At 70.5% G+C, this 15,195-nt stretch carries 18 protein-coding genes; 17 read left to right on the plus strand and 1 reads right to left on the minus strand.

Annotated features, from left to right (window positions below):
- Window positions 1-7 precede the first annotated feature (7 nt).
- From ABIA36_RS08250 to ABIA36_RS08330, 17 genes are all read left to right on the plus strand, one after another.
- On the plus strand, window positions 8-445 hold the full coding sequence (locus tag ABIA36_RS08250) for a flagellar hook assembly protein FlgD (RefSeq protein ID WP_369961808.1): 438 nt from the start codon (window positions 8-10) through the stop codon (window positions 443-445).
- Window positions 446-471: 26 nt separating this feature from the next.
- A complete protein-coding gene (locus ABIA36_RS08255; RefSeq protein WP_369961809.1) occupies window positions 472-1,650 on the plus strand; it encodes a flagellar hook protein FlgE in 1,179 nt (392 codons plus the stop codon).
- Window positions 1,651-1,746: 96 nt separating this feature from the next.
- Window positions 1,747-1,974 (plus strand): flagellar FlbD family protein, encoded by a 228-nt coding sequence (locus ABIA36_RS08260; RefSeq protein WP_369961810.1) that lies wholly within the window; start codon window positions 1,747-1,749, stop codon window positions 1,972-1,974.
- A gap of 2 nt (window positions 1,975-1,976) precedes the next feature.
- The gene (locus tag ABIA36_RS08265) at window positions 1,977-2,798 is read left to right on the plus strand and encodes a motility protein A (protein ID WP_369961811.1); all 822 of its coding nucleotides are present in this window, start codon (window positions 1,977-1,979) and stop codon (window positions 2,796-2,798) included.
- Window positions 2,795-3,631 carry a flagellar motor protein MotB gene (locus ABIA36_RS08270; RefSeq protein WP_369961812.1) on the plus strand — a complete coding sequence of 279 codons (837 nt, stop codon included), beginning with the start codon at window positions 2,795-2,797 and terminating at the stop codon, window positions 3,629-3,631. The genes ABIA36_RS08265 and ABIA36_RS08270 overlap by 4 nt, the downstream gene beginning before the upstream one ends.
- A complete protein-coding gene (locus tag ABIA36_RS08275) occupies window positions 3,628-4,515 on the plus strand; it encodes a flagellar motor switch protein FliM (protein WP_369961813.1) in 888 nt (295 codons plus the stop codon). The genes ABIA36_RS08270 and ABIA36_RS08275 overlap by 4 nt, the downstream gene beginning before the upstream one ends.
- Window positions 4,516-4,529: 14 nt before the next feature.
- Window positions 4,530-5,219, plus strand: coding sequence for a flagellar motor switch protein FliN (gene fliN / locus ABIA36_RS08280; RefSeq protein ID WP_369961814.1), 690 nt, complete (start codon window positions 4,530-4,532; stop codon window positions 5,217-5,219).
- Between the two features lie 3 nt (window positions 5,220-5,222).
- Window positions 5,223-5,681 carry a flagellar biosynthetic protein FliO gene (fliO, locus tag ABIA36_RS08285; RefSeq protein WP_369961815.1) on the plus strand — a complete coding sequence of 153 codons (459 nt, stop codon included), beginning with the start codon at window positions 5,223-5,225 and terminating at the stop codon, window positions 5,679-5,681.
- Window positions 5,678-6,520 (plus strand): flagellar type III secretion system pore protein FliP, encoded by an 843-nt coding sequence (fliP, locus tag ABIA36_RS08290; RefSeq protein WP_369961816.1) that lies wholly within the window; start codon window positions 5,678-5,680, stop codon window positions 6,518-6,520. The genes fliO and fliP overlap by 4 nt, the downstream gene beginning before the upstream one ends.
- A gap of 10 nt (window positions 6,521-6,530) precedes the next feature.
- On the plus strand, window positions 6,531-6,803 hold the full coding sequence (locus tag ABIA36_RS08295; RefSeq protein WP_369961818.1) for a flagellar biosynthetic protein FliQ: 273 nt from the start codon (window positions 6,531-6,533) through the stop codon (window positions 6,801-6,803).
- A 2-nt stretch (window positions 6,804-6,805) separates the two neighbouring features.
- Window positions 6,806-7,561: a flagellar biosynthetic protein FliR gene (locus ABIA36_RS08300; protein WP_369961819.1), complete on the plus strand. Its 756-nt coding sequence runs from the start codon at window positions 6,806-6,808 to the stop codon at window positions 7,559-7,561.
- Window positions 7,561-8,682, plus strand: a complete 1,122-nt coding sequence (locus ABIA36_RS08305) for a flagellar biosynthesis protein FlhB (protein WP_369961820.1) — start codon at window positions 7,561-7,563, stop codon at window positions 8,680-8,682. The genes ABIA36_RS08300 and ABIA36_RS08305 overlap by 1 nt, the downstream gene beginning before the upstream one ends.
- Entirely contained in the window at window positions 8,679-10,724 is a 2,046-nt protein-coding gene (locus ABIA36_RS08310; protein WP_369961821.1) for a flagellar biosynthesis protein FlhA, read from the plus strand. Before ABIA36_RS08305 ends, ABIA36_RS08310 begins: the two co-directional genes overlap by 4 nt.
- Window positions 10,699-11,475, plus strand: coding sequence for a hypothetical protein (locus tag ABIA36_RS08315; protein ID WP_369961822.1), 777 nt, complete (start codon window positions 10,699-10,701; stop codon window positions 11,473-11,475). The genes ABIA36_RS08310 and ABIA36_RS08315 overlap by 26 nt, the downstream gene beginning before the upstream one ends.
- Before the next feature lie 241 nt (window positions 11,476-11,716).
- Entirely contained in the window at window positions 11,717-12,466 is a 750-nt protein-coding gene (locus tag ABIA36_RS08320) for an ABC transporter permease (RefSeq protein WP_369961823.1), read from the plus strand.
- A gap of 63 nt (window positions 12,467-12,529) precedes the next feature.
- A complete protein-coding gene (gene csrA, locus ABIA36_RS08325; protein ID WP_369961824.1) occupies window positions 12,530-12,766 on the plus strand; it encodes a carbon storage regulator CsrA in 237 nt (78 codons plus the stop codon).
- A gap of 225 nt (window positions 12,767-12,991) precedes the next feature.
- A complete protein-coding gene (locus ABIA36_RS08330; protein ID WP_369961825.1) occupies window positions 12,992-14,317 on the plus strand; it encodes a glycosyltransferase in 1,326 nt (441 codons plus the stop codon).
- Between the two features lie 35 nt (window positions 14,318-14,352).
- Here ABIA36_RS08330 and ABIA36_RS08335 read toward each other — a convergent pair whose 3' ends face one another.
- Window positions 14,353-15,102, minus strand: a complete 750-nt coding sequence (locus ABIA36_RS08335; protein WP_369961826.1) for a formylglycine-generating enzyme family protein — start codon at window positions 15,100-15,102, stop codon at window positions 14,353-14,355.
- Window positions 15,103-15,195: the final 93 nt, after the last annotated feature.

Consider the following 15,195-nt stretch of genomic DNA (forward strand, 5'->3'; position numbering starts at 1 on the left):
AGAACCCATGGTCACTCCCATCTCGACCGATCCCAGCTCGGCCGCGTCGACCACCTCGCTGTGGTCGACGCCGCCCACCCGGGCGCCGCACCAGTCGCTGACCGCCGACGACTTCATGCAGCTCCTGGTCACGCAGCTCAAGAACCAGGACCCCAGCTCGCCGATGGACTCGGCGGCGATGGTCCAGCAGACCACCCAGCTCGGGATGATGCAGCAGATGACGGCGCTGGGCTCCAGCAGCAACACCGCCCTCAACCTGCAGATGCAGACCGCGGCGGCCGACCTCATCGGCAAGACGGTCAGCTACAACGACCTCGCCGGGAAGCGCCAGGCGGGCGTCGTCACGGGCGCCTCGTTCTCGGGGACCACCCCGACCGTGTCCGTCAACGGCGGCACCTTCCCCCTCTCCGGAATCCTCGGCGTCCAGCAGACTCCGGCCTCCTAATCCCCACCACCGAAAGGCACACTCCCATGCTCCGTTCTCTCGACTCCGGCGTCTCCGGCCTCCAGGCGCAGCAGACCATGCTCGACGTGGTCGGCAACAACATCGCCAACGTCAACACCACCGGCTACAAGTCCTCGTCCGTCGAGTTCGAGGACACCCTCTCCCAGATGATCGGGACGGCCTCGGCGCCGCAGGGCAACCAGGGCGGCCAGTCGCCGGCCCAGGTCGGCCTCGGTGTGCGCGTCGCGGCGACCGCCACCAACTTCACCGAGGGCGCCGCGCAGACCACCGGCGTCGGCACCAACCTGATGATCAACGGCGACGGCTTCTTCATCGTCAACAACGGCGGCCAGACCCAGTACACCCGCTCCGGCGCGTTCACCACGGACGCCGCCGGCAACCTCGTCAGCCCGGACGGCGCGATCGTGCAGGGCTGGAACGCGACCAACGGCGTCGTCAACTCGTCCGCCCCGGTCTCCAACATCACCCTGTCGACGACGGGCCTGTCCGCGGCGCGCGCGACCTCGAAGGCCGCGATGACCGGCAACCTGGCCGACGACGCAGCGGTCGGCGCCACCGTCAACAGCCAGGTGACCGTCTACGACGCGAACGGGGCGCAGAGCAACCTGACCATGGCCTTCACCCGCAACGGCACCGGCGGCTGGGATGTCACCGGGACCGACGCCGCGGGCAACACGGCCTCCGGCCTGATGACGTTCGCGTCCGGCGTGAACACCGGCGCGCAGACCCTCACGGTCGGCGCCGTCACCGTCGACCTGTCGAAGATCACCGGCTTCGCGGGCTCGGGCGGCGTCAACTTCGCCTCCCAGAACGGCACCGCCGCCGGATCGCTGCAGTCGTTCTCGATCGAGGGCGACGGCACGATCATGGGCGCCTTCTCCAACGGCGAGAAGCAGGCCGTCGGCCGCGTCGCCCTGGCCAACTTCACCAACCCGGGCGGCCTGCAGAAGGCGGGCAACTCCAACTTCATCGCCACCCCGAACTCCGGGCTCGCGCAGGTCGGTCAGGCGGGAAGCGGCAGCCTCGGCACGATGACGAGCGGCGCGATCGAAGGCTCCAACGTCGACCTGGCGCGGGAGTTCACCAACCTCATCGTGGCGCAGCGCGCGTTCCAGGCCTCCGCCCGGGTGATCACGACCTCCGACGACGTGCTGCAGGAGCTCCTGCAGCTGAAGACGCAGTGATCCTGAGCTAACGGAACCGCCCCTCCTGCCGATAGGGGAAGGCGAGCACCTCCGTCACGGAGGCGTTCGATCCCTTCCCCTTTCTGCGGAGTCCTCATGATCACGGTGACCAGGCTGAACCACGTGCCTTTCGCCGTGAACCCGGATCTGATCGAGCGCATCAACGCCGACCCCGACACCACTCTGACGATGGTCGACGGCGTCCGCTACGTGGTGACCGAGTCGATGGCCGAAGTCATCGACCGCATCACCGGCTACCGCGCGGAAGTGCTCGAACGCGCATACCGGCTGGGCCGGCCGGCCGACTCGGGCGAAGGGAGCTGAGCATGGATCTGGCAATGATCGTCGGGATCATCGCGGCGTTCGGTTCGCTGTTGACGATGGTGCTGATCGAGGGCGAGAGCCCCGCAGCGCTCCTCCTCATCGGGCCGGTCATCTTCGTGCTCGGCGCCACCGTCTCGGTCGGAGTGGCGGGAGCGACCCTGAAGGACGCGCTCGACGCGTTCAAGGCCGTCCCCGGCGCGATCAAGGGCAAGAAGCCCGACTTCTCCGGAACGGTCGCCACCCTGCTCGACCTCGCCGATGTCGCGCGCCAGCGCGGGCTGCTCTCGCTGGAGTCCTCGGCGGAGGAGGTCAACGACCCGTTCCTCGCCAGCGCCCTGCAGGGTGTGGCCGACGGCGCCGACTCCGAGGACCTGCGCAACCTGCTCGAAGACCAGATCGCGACGTGGTCGAAGGCCACGCGCGTGTCCTCCTCGTTCTTCTCCGCGCTCGGCGGCTACGCGCCGACCATCGGCATCGTCGGCACGGTCGTCTCGCTCACCCACGTGCTCGGCAACCTCTCCACCCCGGACAAGCTCGGCCCGATGATCGCCAGCGCGTTCGTCGCCACGCTCTGGGGTCTGCTCTCCGCCAACTTCATCTGGCTCCCCCTCGGCACGCGTCTGCGCCGGCTCGCCGAGCTGGAGGCCGAGCGCAGGCAGATCGTCGTGGAGGGCGTCCTCGCCATCCAGTCCGGCACCCCCTCGCGCGCTCTCTCGGAGCGCTTGACCGCGATGGTCCCGTACAGCTCCAAGCCGAAGCGCAGCAAGGCCAAGAGCGACGCGTCCGCCCCGGTCACCGAGGCCGCCCCCGTGGTCGGGCCGTGAGCCGCAGTCGTCGCAGGGCGGCCGCCGACGGTCACGGCGAGGGACACGCCAACGACGAGCGCTGGATGGCCTCCTACATGGACATGGTCACCGTGCTGATGTGCACGTTCATCGTCCTGTTCTCGATGTCCTCGATCGACGCCCACAAGTTCAACGAGCTGAAGAACTCGCTCCAGACCGGTTTCGGCCAGGTGGTGAGCCAGAAGGTGGACACCGCCAAGGGCGTGATCGTCTCGCCGAAGGACGCGGCGCCGACGCCGCTGTCCTCGTCGGCGTCGACCGCTCCCCCGCTGTCGGCGCTGGAGGCGGCCAAAGTGGAGGTCGCCGACCTCCGCGCGATCGAGGCGGCGATCAACGCCCGGCTGACCTCGCAGGGCCTGCAAGGAGCGGTCTCGTACACGATCGACGCCCGCGGGCTGACGGTCGGGCTGATCGGCGGCAACGCGTTCTTCGACTCCAACCTCGCGACGCTCACCCCGCTGGCGGTGCAGATCATCGACAACGTCGGGCCCGTCCTGTACCCGACGTCGTACACCATCTCGGTCGAAGGGCATGCCGACAGCCGGCCCGCCGGGCCGCCCTACGCCACCAACTGGGACCTGGCCGCGGCGCGCGCCATCTCGGTGCTGCGCCGGCTCACCGATGTCTCCGGCATCCAGGCGACGCGGATCTACGCCGTCAGCGACGGCTCGGCGTCGGCGAAGGCCACCGGGTCGGACGCGGCGCAGCTCGCCCAGGACCGCCGCGTCGACATCGTCGTCCGGTCGGCGTTGCCGCAGGAGGCGCGCGATCTCATTCCGGGGATCGTCGCGGCGAAGGGAGCAGGCGGATGAGCCAGACCATGACGCGGCCGGCCGAGCGCGAGGTGCGCGCCTACGACTTCCGCCGCCCGACCACGCTGGCCCGCGAGCACTCCCGCGTGCTCGAGCTCGCCTTCGCGACCTTCGCCCGCCAGTGGGGCACGCAGCTCACCGCGAAGGTGCGCGTGCTGTCGCAGGTCACGTGCGAGCAGGTCACCATGCACACCTACGACGACTACGCGGCGGCGCTGCCGTCCAGCACGGCGATGGTGCTGTGCTCGATCAGCGACGTGGACTCCCGCGGCGTCATCCAACTCCCGACCGGGGCCGCGCTGCGCTGGGTGAACGCGATGCTCGGCGGCAACCGTCCGCTCCCGCTGCTCGACCGCACGTTCACGCCGATCGAGCACGCCCTGGTCGTCGGCCTGATGAACGACGCGCTCGAAGACCTGCAGTACTCGCTCGGCCCGCTGTTCACCAACACGGTGCGGATCGACGCGATCCAGTACAACTCGCAGTTCGCCCAGGCCGCTCCCACCAGCGAGCTGATGATCGTGGCGCGGTTCACCACGCGCGTCGGCGAGGACGCGTCGGAGGCGACCATCGCCCTCCCGGCGCGGATCCTGCTGGAGCGGCTCGGCGAGACCAACCCGACGGTTCAGGTCGACAACGCCAAGCAGCTCCTGCACGCCCAGCTCGCGCAGGTGCCGGTCGAGGTGAGCGCACGGTTCGCCTCCGCGAACGTCACCCCCGCCTCCGTGCTCGGGCTGGCGGTCGGCGATGTCATCCGCCTGCCGCACCCGGTCAGCCGGCCGATCCAGGTCGCCGCGGGCGGTGAGCCGGTGGGGACCGCTGCCATCGGCACCGCCGGGTCGCGCCTTGCCGTCGTCGTCACCACCGCTGAGGACAACAACTGATGGAGAGACCATTGATGCCCCAGAACGCATACACCGCAGCCGCGCAGACGCTGACGCATGCCCCGCTGGGCATAGGCGGGCTGACCGTCTCGCCCGACGCTGAGGCGGCGGCGGTGCCGACCACCGCGGGGAACGCGGTCGTCGCGACCTTCATCGGCTCGCCCTCCGCCGAGCTCGCCATCGCCGTCCGCGACCCGGAGGTCGTGCTCGCCGAGACCGGCGGCCAGCTCGGCGTCGGCCTCGCCGACGTCCTCCAGCCGACGCTCGCAGCCGCTGCCGAGCAGCTCGGGTCCGGCGTGCTCGGGGACGCCAGGATCGAGGACGCCACCCACCTGTTCGCGGACGCGTCCGCGCACCGCTTCACCGTCACCGACCCGGCCGGCCAGCAGGTCGCCTGGTTCGCGATCCGCGGCGACGCCCGCACCGCGCCGACCGGGGCCGCGACCGACGTCGCCGGACGCCTCGGCCGCATCTCGAACGTCGAGATGGCCCTCACGGTCGAGATCGGCCGCACCCGGATGTCCGTGCGCGACGTGCTCGCCGTCGAGCCCGGCACCGTGATCGAGCTGGACCGGTCCGCGGGATCGCCCGCCGACATCCTGCTCAACGGCCGCCTGATCGCGCACGGCGAGATCGTCGTCGTCGACCAGGACTACGCCGTACGCGTCACCCAGATCCTCGACACCGCCGACGCCCTGGTCTGACCCGTGGACACCCTCTTCACCGCGCTCCGCGTCGCCGTCTCCCTCGCGCTGATCATCGGACTCATCTGGTTCGTGCAGCGCCGGAGCGCGAAGTGGAGCCGGAAGAGGAGCAAGCGGCCGATCACCGTCATCGGACGGCAGTCGCTGGGCGGCAAGTCCCGGGTGGTGATCGTGGAGGCCGACGGCACCCACTTCGTGCTCGGCGTGACGGACAGCTCGGTCGTGGTGCTCAAGTCCCGCGAACTCGACACGTTCGCGGATGCCCTCGCGGCCGAGGAGGCGAACGCTCCGGTAAGCCTGCCGACGGAGGCGGACGACGCTCCGGCGCTCGCGCCCGTCGCGGTCCCTGCGCCCGTCCCGGTCCCTGCGTCCGCTCCAGTCCCCGTTCCGACCTTCGGGCAGGCGATCACCTCCCCCGACACCTGGCGGAGGGCGGCCCAGTCCCTCCGAACTCCGCGGTGAGCGCGGCTGCGCTCGCGAGCACGCGCCGCAGCTACGCGCGGCCGATCGTCCTCGCGCTCCTGGTGCTGGCGGCGGTGCTCGGCATCGTGCTCCTGACCGCGGGCAGCGCGCACGCTGTGCCGACGCCGGTGCCCTCCCCCGCCCCGCCGGTCGGCCCGTCCGGGCCCACAAGCGGCGGCGGCGCGACCATCTCGATCAACGGCCTCAACGGGACGCCCGCCGACACCATCGTCACCCTGCTGGGCGTGACGCTCATCTCCGTGGCGCCGGGCCTGCTCGTCATGGTCTCGTCGTTCACCAAGGTGTTCGTGGTGCTCTCGATGACCCGCAACGCCCTCGGCCTCCAGTCGGTGCCGCCGAACCAGGTGCTGGCCGGGCTCGCGCTGTTCCTGAGCCTGTTCATCATGGCGCCGACCCTCACCGACATCAACGTGCACGCCGTCCAGCCGTACCTCGCCGGGCACCTGGACTTCGGCGGCGCGCTGCAGGCCGCGGAGGCACCGCTGAAGGCCTTCCTCGGCGCGCACACCCGGCAGGAGGACATCGCGCTGATGACCCGCGCCGCTGGGCGTGCGAACCCGGCGAACCTCCACGCCGTCCCGCTGACCACCCTCGTGCCCGCGTTCGTCATCTCGGAGCTGCGGGCGGCCTTCATCATCGGCTTCGTGATCTACGTGCCGTTCCTGGTGATCGACCTCGTCGTCTCCGCGGGCCTGATGTCGCTCGGCATGATGATGCTGCCGCCGGTCATGGTGTCGCTGCCGTTCAAGATCCTGCTCTTCGTCCTGGTGGACGGCTGGGGCCTGATCATCCAGTCCCTCGTCGCGAGCTACAAGTAGGGGGCCGACCGTGAACTCCGCCGCCGTCCTCAAGATCGCCACGCAGGCCCTGCTGCTGATGGCGCAGCTCGCCGCACCGATGGTGCTGACCGCGCTCGCGATCGGCTTCGCGGTGTCGCTCATCCAGTCGATCACCCAGATCCAGGAGGTCACCCTCTCGTTCGTGCCGAAGGCGATCGGCGTCTCCATCGCGCTGATCGTGTGCGGCAACTGGATGATCGAGCAGCTCGTGACCTTTACGCAGTACCTGTTCCAGCAGCTCCCCACCCTGCTGGGAGGCTGACGATGAACATCCCCGTCGACCTGGGCGCGATCGAGGCCACCGCGCTGGTGTCGGTGCGCATCCTGCTGTTCGTGCTGATCGCGCCGCCGTTCTCGTACCAGTCCTTCCCGCTGCAGATCAAAGGGATGCTCGCCGTCCTGCTCGGGATCGTCGTCGCCCCGCAGGCCGCCCAGCACTACTCCGCCGGCTCGACCGGCCAGTTCCTGCTCGACTTCCTCAGCGAGGCGGCGACCGGCGCCGTGCTCGGCTTCCTCGTCTACCTCGTGTTCTCCGCCATCCAGTCCGCCGGGTCGCTCCTGGACTTCTCGGGCGGCCTGCAGGCGGCGCAGCAGTACGACCCGGCGGCCGACGTCAACGCCGCCCAGTTCTCCCGGCTGTTCCAGATGACGGCGCTGGCCCTGCTGTTCGTCAGCGACGGCTACCAGCTCGTGCTCGGCGGCCTGGTGCGCTCCTTCACGGCCGTCCCGCTGACCATGTCGGTCGACTGGAGGTCGATCACGCAGACCCTGACCGGCTCCGTCACCCAGATGCTGCTCGCGGCACTCCAGATCGCCGGCCCGATCATGGCCGTGCTCTTCGTCGCGAACGCCGCCCTCGGTCTGCTCTCCCGTGTGGCGCCGGCGCTCAACGTCTACTCGATGGGACCGCCCGCGCTGGTCCTCCTAACCGTCGTGCTGTGCGCGGTCGGGATCATCGCCCTCCCGATGATCGTGCAGGCCATCGCCGGGCAGGCCGTCCACGCGATCGGAGGCCCCTGATGTCCGCACAGGAACGCACCGAGCAGGCTACAGAGAAGCACCTCAAGTCGGTGCGCTCGAAGGGCCGGCTGCAGAAGGCCCGCGACCTCCCGGCCTGGCTCTCGATCGGCGTCGCGATGGCGCTGATCCCGATGGTCATCGGCAGCGCGCAGCAGGCGGCCGAGTCGCAGATCTTCGCGTTCCGCGACATCATCCGCGACCCGACGCCCGCGAGCGCGCTCGCCGCCCTGGGCACCGGTCTCCTGTCGGTCGCCGGTACGGTGTGGCCGCTCCTCCTGGTCGTCGCGCTGATGATCATCGCCGCGACGGCCGCCCAGGGCGGCATCCACGTCAAGAAGCTGAAGCCGCACTTCGAGCAGTTCGACCTGCTGAAGGGCATCCGCAACATGTTCGGCGCGCGCAGCGCGTGGGAGTTGGCCAAGACCCTCGGCAAGGCGGCCCTCGTCGGGATCGGGCTGTACGTGGTCGTGCAGGGCCTGATCCCGCTCGTCCTCCAGACCGGCGGCCTCTCCGTGCCCGCGCTCGTCGCGGCGGCGGAGGGCTCCCTGGGCTCCCTGCTCCAGCTCGCGATCGGCGGCGGCCTGCTCTTCGCCGCGATCGACCTGGTCGTGGTGCTGCGCCGTAACCGCACCGCGACCCGGATGACCAAGCGCGAGGTCAAGGACGAGCACAAGAGCGCAGAGGGCGACCCGATGATCCGGGCGCAGCGGCGCAGCAGGCAGCTCGCGATGAGCCGCAACCGGATGATCGCCGCCGTCGCCGACGCGAGCGTCGTGCTGGTCAACCCGACGCACGTCGCCGTCGCGCTGAAGTACGAGCCGGGAGCCTCGGCGCCCAAGGTCGTGGCGAAGGGCGCGGACCTGATCGCCGCCCGGATCCGCGAGGAGGCCCTGGCGAAGGGCGTCCCGATGGTCTCCGATGTGCCGCTCGCGCGCGCCCTGCACGCCGCCTGCGACCTCGGTCAGGAGATCCCGGCCGAGTTCTTCACCCCGGTCGCGCACGTGCTCGCGTTCGTCATGGCCCTGAAGCGCCGCGGCGGTTCGCTCACCGACATCCACACCCTGCCCGCGGCGCAGCGGCAGCGCACCCCCCTCGACAGCAGGAGGCTGGTCCACTCGTGAAGAACAAGAACCTCTCGCTCCTGGCCGTGCCGGTCGGCGTGGTCGGCATCGTCCTCCTCCTCGTCGTCTCGATCCCGGCCTGGCTGCTCGACACGCTCATCGTCGTCAACATCGCCTTCGCGCTCGTCGTGCTGCTGACCACGATGTTCGCGCGCAAACCGCTCGACTTCTCGGTCTTCCCCTCGCTGCTGCTGATCGCGACCCTGTTCCGGCTCGGGCTCAACGTGGCCTCCACCCGGCTCGTCCTCGGCCAGGGCTACGCCGGGCAGGTGATCGAGACCTTCGGGAACGTCGCGGTCGGCGGCAACATCATCATCGGCGCGGTCGTCTTCCTCATCCTCGTGGTCATCCAGTTCGTGGTCATCACCAAGGGCGCCGAGCGCGTCGCGGAGGTCGGCGCCCGGTTCACGCTCGACGCGATGCCCGGCAAGCAGATGGCGATCGACGCCGACCTCAACGCCGGGCTGATAACCAACGCGCAGGCCAGGGAACGCCGGGCCGAGGTCGCCGCCGAGTCGGACTTCTACGGGGCGATGGACGGCGCCTCCAAGTTCGTCAAGGGCGACGCCATCGCCGGCATCCTCATCATCGTCATCAACGTCATCGGCGGCATCGGCATCGGGATGCTGCAGAACGGCATGCAGATCACCGACGCCCTGAACAAGTACACGCTGCTCACCATCGGCGACGGGCTCACGGCGCAGATCCCCGCACTGCTCATGGCGGTGTCCACCGGCATGATCGTCACGCGCTCAGGCGCCGACTCCGACATGGGGTCGACGGCCGGCGCGCAGCTCGCGCAGTCGCGGGTCGCGCTGGCGATCTCCGCCGCCGCCTCGATCGCGCTCTCCCTCATCCCCGGCATGCCGATGATCCCGTTCCTCGCCGTCGGCGGCCTCCTGCTCTGGGCCGCGCAGCGCATCAAGGCGCGCGCCGCGAAGGTCGCCGCCGCGGAGCGGGCGAAGGCGGTCGCCGAGAAGACGACGGGCGCGAGCGACACCACGGACGACCTGCTCGAGCACATGCGGGTGCATCCGCTGGAGATCCAGCTCGCCACCGACCTGATCGACATCGTCTCCGGAGGCTCGGACGACCTGCTCGGCCGGGTACGCGCACTCCGGCGCAAGCTGGCGATGGAGCTCGGCATCGTGGTGCCCCCGGTCCGGACCCGCGACAACGGCGAGCTGCCCTCCGCCACCTACTCCATCACGGTGGCCGGGGTGGAGGTCGGCCGCGGCCAGGCGCCGCGAGGCAAGGTGCTCGCGCTCGGCGACGACCTCACCGCGCTCGCCGGCGTCGACACGATCGAGCCGGTGTTCGGCCTCCCCGCCAAGTGGATCGCGGCCGAGTTGCGGCACAGCGCCGAGATGTCGGGCGCCACGGTCATCGACCGCGTCTCCGTCGTCGTCACGCACCTCTCGTCGGCGGTCACGGCCAACGCCGCCCGGCTGCTGTCCCGCGAGGACGTGCGGGTGCTCACCGAGGGCGTGAAGCGCGTGAACCCCTCCGCGGTCGAGGAGCTCGTCCCGGCGCTCCTCAGCCTCGCCGAGGTGCAGCGCGTGCTGCAGGGGCTGCTCGCCGAGCGTGTGCCCATCAACGACCTCGCGCGCATCTACGAGGCGCTCACCCTGCGGGCGAAGGTCTCCCTCGAGCCCGAGGGACTGGTCGAGGCGGCCCGGCTCGCGCTCGGCGCCGCGCTCTCCAACCCGTACGTGGACGACGGCACCCTCCGGGTCATCACCCTCGAGCCGATGCTGGAGCAGGCGATGCTGGAGGGCCAGCGCCAGACCGAGTACGGCTCGCAGCTCGTCCTCGATCCCCCGGTGCTCGAGCAGGTCCTGACCGAGGTCCGCTCCGCCGCCACCGAGCACGAAGGCGCGGTGCTCGTCTGCGCGCCGCAGCTCCGCCCGGCCGTCCGCCGGCTCATCGCCGCGCAGGCGCCCGCCCTCCCCGTCCTGTCCTACAACGAGGCCACCACCTCCCCGGCGCCCATCGAAACGATCGGAGTAATTCGAATTGTCACCCCGACTCTGGCCTCATAACGCCTGGCGTCCGAAGAAGGACCTCCACGAGCTGGCCCCCTCCGACGCGATCGCCGGCCTGCTCGCCGACGCCGACGAGCAGGAGGTCCGCTTCCAGCACGCGAACGGATCGTCGCAGTTCGAGGAGGTCATGGAGGAGATCATCGCCGAGACCGACCCCGAGGCGCTCGTCCCGACCCGGAATCTGCCCGTCCCGGTGGAGCCCACGACCATCGTGCTCGATCCGTTCCCCGTCTCCTCCCCCGCCCGGCAGCCCGAGCGCTTCGAGGAGCCGAGCCGGCCGGCGCCGCGGCTGGCGACCAACCCCGGCGACCTCGTCTTCGTCTTCGGCCTCCGCGAGGACGCGCTGACCGTCGCGCAGGCGATGGCACTGGCCACCCCCGTGATCGAGGTCGCCGTGGCCGGCACGGTCGGCCGCACCGGCTCCCGGCACGTCGGTGGCCGGCGGGAGGCGCTGCAGGCACGCGCGGACGGCGTGCGACGCAACGGGTCGACCATCGTCGCGATCGGCGTCGGCGAGGCCCCGGCCGACGCGGCCCGCTACGCCGGCATCCTGCACGACGTGGTCCCCGACCAGGTCTGGATCGCGGTCGACGTGACCCGCAAGCCCGAGGACACCCGGGTCTGGGCGAACCTCGTCGCGGAGGCGGGCGGCGGCGTGGACGCCATCGCCGCGATCGGCGTCGCCTACACGACGACGCCGGACTCGACCTCCTTTTTGGGGGTACCGGTCGGCTGGAGCGACCGCTGACGTTCTCCACCTGTGGATAACTCTGTTGAAAACGGGTGGAACAACTCCGCCGAGGTGTGGAGGACACGCCCGAGATTAAAGGCCTCTCAGATTGCCTTTCAGGATGATTGTCGTCGTGACCAGCATTTTCACGAGAATTATCGGCGATTCGAAGAGAGCTTCGAAATTACACGGCCGTAATTCATACCGTGTGAAACCCTGTGGATGATCGTGTGCGAAACGCGGCGGAATAGGGTGGTACGTGCCCATTTTCGCCGAGCTCGCGCCGACCCTCCTCGGGGTGTCCGTGCTCGCGCTACTGGCGACCGCCGTCCTGGGCGCGTACCGTGTCCCGCACCGCTGGGCGCCGGCCCTCGCGATCCTCCGCGGGGCCGCGCAACTCGCGATCATCAGCGTGGTGCTCGCCGGTGTCATCACGGACCCGGTCTGGGTCGCGCTGGCCCTCCTGGTCATGTTCGGTGTCGCCGCGGCGACCGCGACGCGCCGCATCGGCTGGTCGGCCGAGCACGCGCTCATGATGGGGGCCTCGATGTTCACCGGGGTGGTCGTCGCCTTCTCGGTGGTCTTCCTCACGGGCGCGATCGAGTTCTCGTCCCGGTACGCGCTCGCCATCGGCGGCATCGTCATCGGCAACTCCATGAGCATCGCGACCCTCGCGGGCCGGCGCTTCACGGAGGGGGTCGACGACCACTGGGACGAGGTGGAGGGCTGGCTCGCGCTCGGCGCCACGCCCCGGCAGTCGACCCTGGAGCTGGCGAGGGGAGCGGTGTACTCGGCGCTCATCCCGTCCGTCGACCAGACGAAGACCACGGGCCTCGTCACGCTGCCCGGCGCTTTCGTCGGCGCGATCTTCGGCGGCGTCTCGCCCCTGGAGGCAGGCCGGTTCCAGGTGGTGGTGCTCGCCGCGATCATGGCGGCCGGGTCGATCACCGCGGTCATGGTGGCGGCCTGGCTCGCGCCGGTGCGGGTGCGGCCGGCCCGGTTGCGCTGACCGCGGATCGGCGGGGCGGACGGGGGAGTGGGCGATGGGTCGCCCGCCCGATAGGCTGGATCAATGCTGGTATTGACCCGGAAGGTCGGCGAGCGCGTGCTCATCGGTGACGACATCGTCGTCACGATCCTCGACGTCCGCGGCGACGGCGTGCGGGTCGGCATCGAGGCCCCGCGGGGGATCCGCATCCAGCGCGACGAGGTCGTCAAGGCGGTCGGCGAGGCGAATCTGGAGGCGACGGCTCCTGCGGTCGCGCCGGAGGACGCCGAAGCGCTGATCAAGCGCTCGCTCGGGCTCTGAGCTCCCGCGCGACGTGCCCCGGGTGAAAACCCGGGGGTGACGCCCCACCGTTCATCGCCCACGGCCCAGTCTGTTCTCACCCTTTCCGCGTGCCGGAACGCGCGGATTCACCCGCTTCCCTCGAGCGCACGCTCATCTGCGCACCCCTCGGTCGACTGACTCTTGGATGTAATGTCACTCTCCAGTGTGAGATTGACATACATTGACAGCGGGGTGGGTTTGGTCATGAGGGCGGTATCCGTAGGGATCTTCGTCGTCGTCAGCGCGGCATTCGGTGCCCTCTGGTGGAGTGCGGGAGGTCCGGGCTGGTACGGGATCGCCGTCACCGCGCTCCTGTCGGCCAAGCTCCTGCTGTCCTGGCTGCACCGCCCCAAGACCGTCGAGACCGCGGGGGACCAGCGCCGGGTCGACGCGCTCACCGTCGGCGTCGCCATCCCGATGTACAACGAGGACCCGCAGATGCTGCGGGCCTGCCTGTCGTCGCTGCTGGCGCAGACCCGCCCCGTGCAGACGGTGGTGGTCGTGGACGACGGATCGCGGACCGGCGCGGCCATCGAGGAGGCGCGGAGCTGGATCCCGTCGTTCGCCGAGCGGGGGATCGACCTGCAGGTGGCGGCGTTCGGCGTCAACCGCGGCAAGCGGGAGGGGCTGATGGAGTGCCTGGACCGGCAGCCGGCGGCCGACCTCCTGCTCTGCGTCGACTCCGACACCGTCCTGGACGAGCGGGCGGTGGAGAAGGCGATCATCCCGTTCGCGCGGGAGCGGGTGAAAGTCGTGACGGGTCTCGTCCTGGCCATCAACTACCGCAGGAATCTGCTGACCCGGCTCACCGACCTGCGCTACGCGAACGCGTTCCTCTTCGAGCGCGGCGCCTACTCCACCCTGCGCTCGGTGCTCTGCGCCTGCGGGTCGCTCGCCGTCTACCGCGCCGAGGTGATGCGCGCCTACCGGGAGGACTTCCTCACCCAGACCTTCCTCGGCGTCCCCGCCGTCTTCGGCGACGACCGCCGGCTCACGAACTACGGCCTCCTGGAGGGCGACGCCCTCCTGCAGCCGGACGCGATCGCCTACACCGCGGTGCCGGAGCGGTTCGGGCATTTCGCGCGCCAGCAGATCCGCTGGAACAAGTCGTTCTTCCGGGAGTCCGTCTGGGTGCTGCGCTCGATCTCGGCGCGGAAGCCGGCGTTCTGGCTCACCGCCGTCGAGTTGGGCACCTGGGTGGTGTTCTCGCTCGCCATCATGCATGCCGTGGTCATCGCGCCCGTCCTCAACGGCAGCACGCCGCTCGTCGGCTACCTGCTCTGCATCGCCCTGCTCGCGTACGCCCGCTCCATCCGCTATCTCGACATGCCCGGCACGGCACGCAGTGTCGGCGACCGGGTCGGCGGCTTCCTGCTGGCGCCGCTCTACGGGCTGCTGCACGTGTTCGTGCTGATCTGGCTGCGGCTGTACGCGCTCCTGACGCTCAAGCGCAACCGCTGGGGGACGCGGGGCGGGGTCGAGGTGGCGCTTCCCGTGGAGCACCAGGTCGGCGGCGTCGACGTGCGCTGATCGCGATCCGCGGGCCGCGGTGCGTTTGCCGGCGGTCAGCGCCGGGGCGTCCAGCCCGGCGGCAGCGGGAACTCCAGCGCCGCCCGCTCGCGATCCGCCTCCGCCGACCAGCCCTGGGCGGCGCCTTCGGCGTCGAACCCGCCGCGCGCGACCCGGAAGCCGAGGTCCTCGTGCTGCGTCCGCGGGGAGCCGCCGCGCCGCACCGACGCGCGCACGCTCCAGGCGTCGTCGGCGAAGCCGCCGCCGCGGAACACCCGGTAGTCGTCGTAGCGGGCCGGGTCGAGGTAGTCCCAGCACCACTCCCAGACGTTGCCGAGCGTGTCGAACAGGCCGTGCAGGTTGGGCAGCTTGCCGCCCACGTCGTGCGGCGCCGTCAGGCCGTCGGCGCTGGTCCAGGCGACCTCCGCCAGCGGCCCGTAGTGCGGACCGGTCGAGCCGGCACGGCAGGCGTACTCCCACTCCGCCTCGGTGGGGAGCCGGTAGCCGTCGGAGTCGACGTGCCAGGTGACCTCCTCGCCCTCGAACGAGTAGGCGGGGTCGAGGCCCTCCCACTCCGACGCTGCGTTGCAGAACCGGATGGCGCGCAGCCAGCTCACGCCGGTCGCGGGCCGGCGCGGATGCGTGGCGGGCTCCCCGATCAGCTCGGCGACCTGCTCCTCCGTCACCGGGAAGACGCCGATCTCGAACGACTCCAGCTCGACGGTCCAGCGCCGCTTCAGCCGGGCGTCGTGGAGCTGCACCGCCCCCGGCGGGATGTACGCCAGGTCGATGTCCGCGCCCTCCACAGCACCACCCTCTCACACAGCAATCGCCTCCGGACTTCTGTACGCGACGCGCCGGTCGCGGGCGTACACAAGTCCGGAGGCGATGGTGGGGGA

Source organism: Leifsonia sp. EB34, assembly GCF_041260585.1.
Classification (GTDB): domain Bacteria; phylum Actinomycetota; class Actinomycetes; order Actinomycetales; family Microbacteriaceae; genus Leifsonia.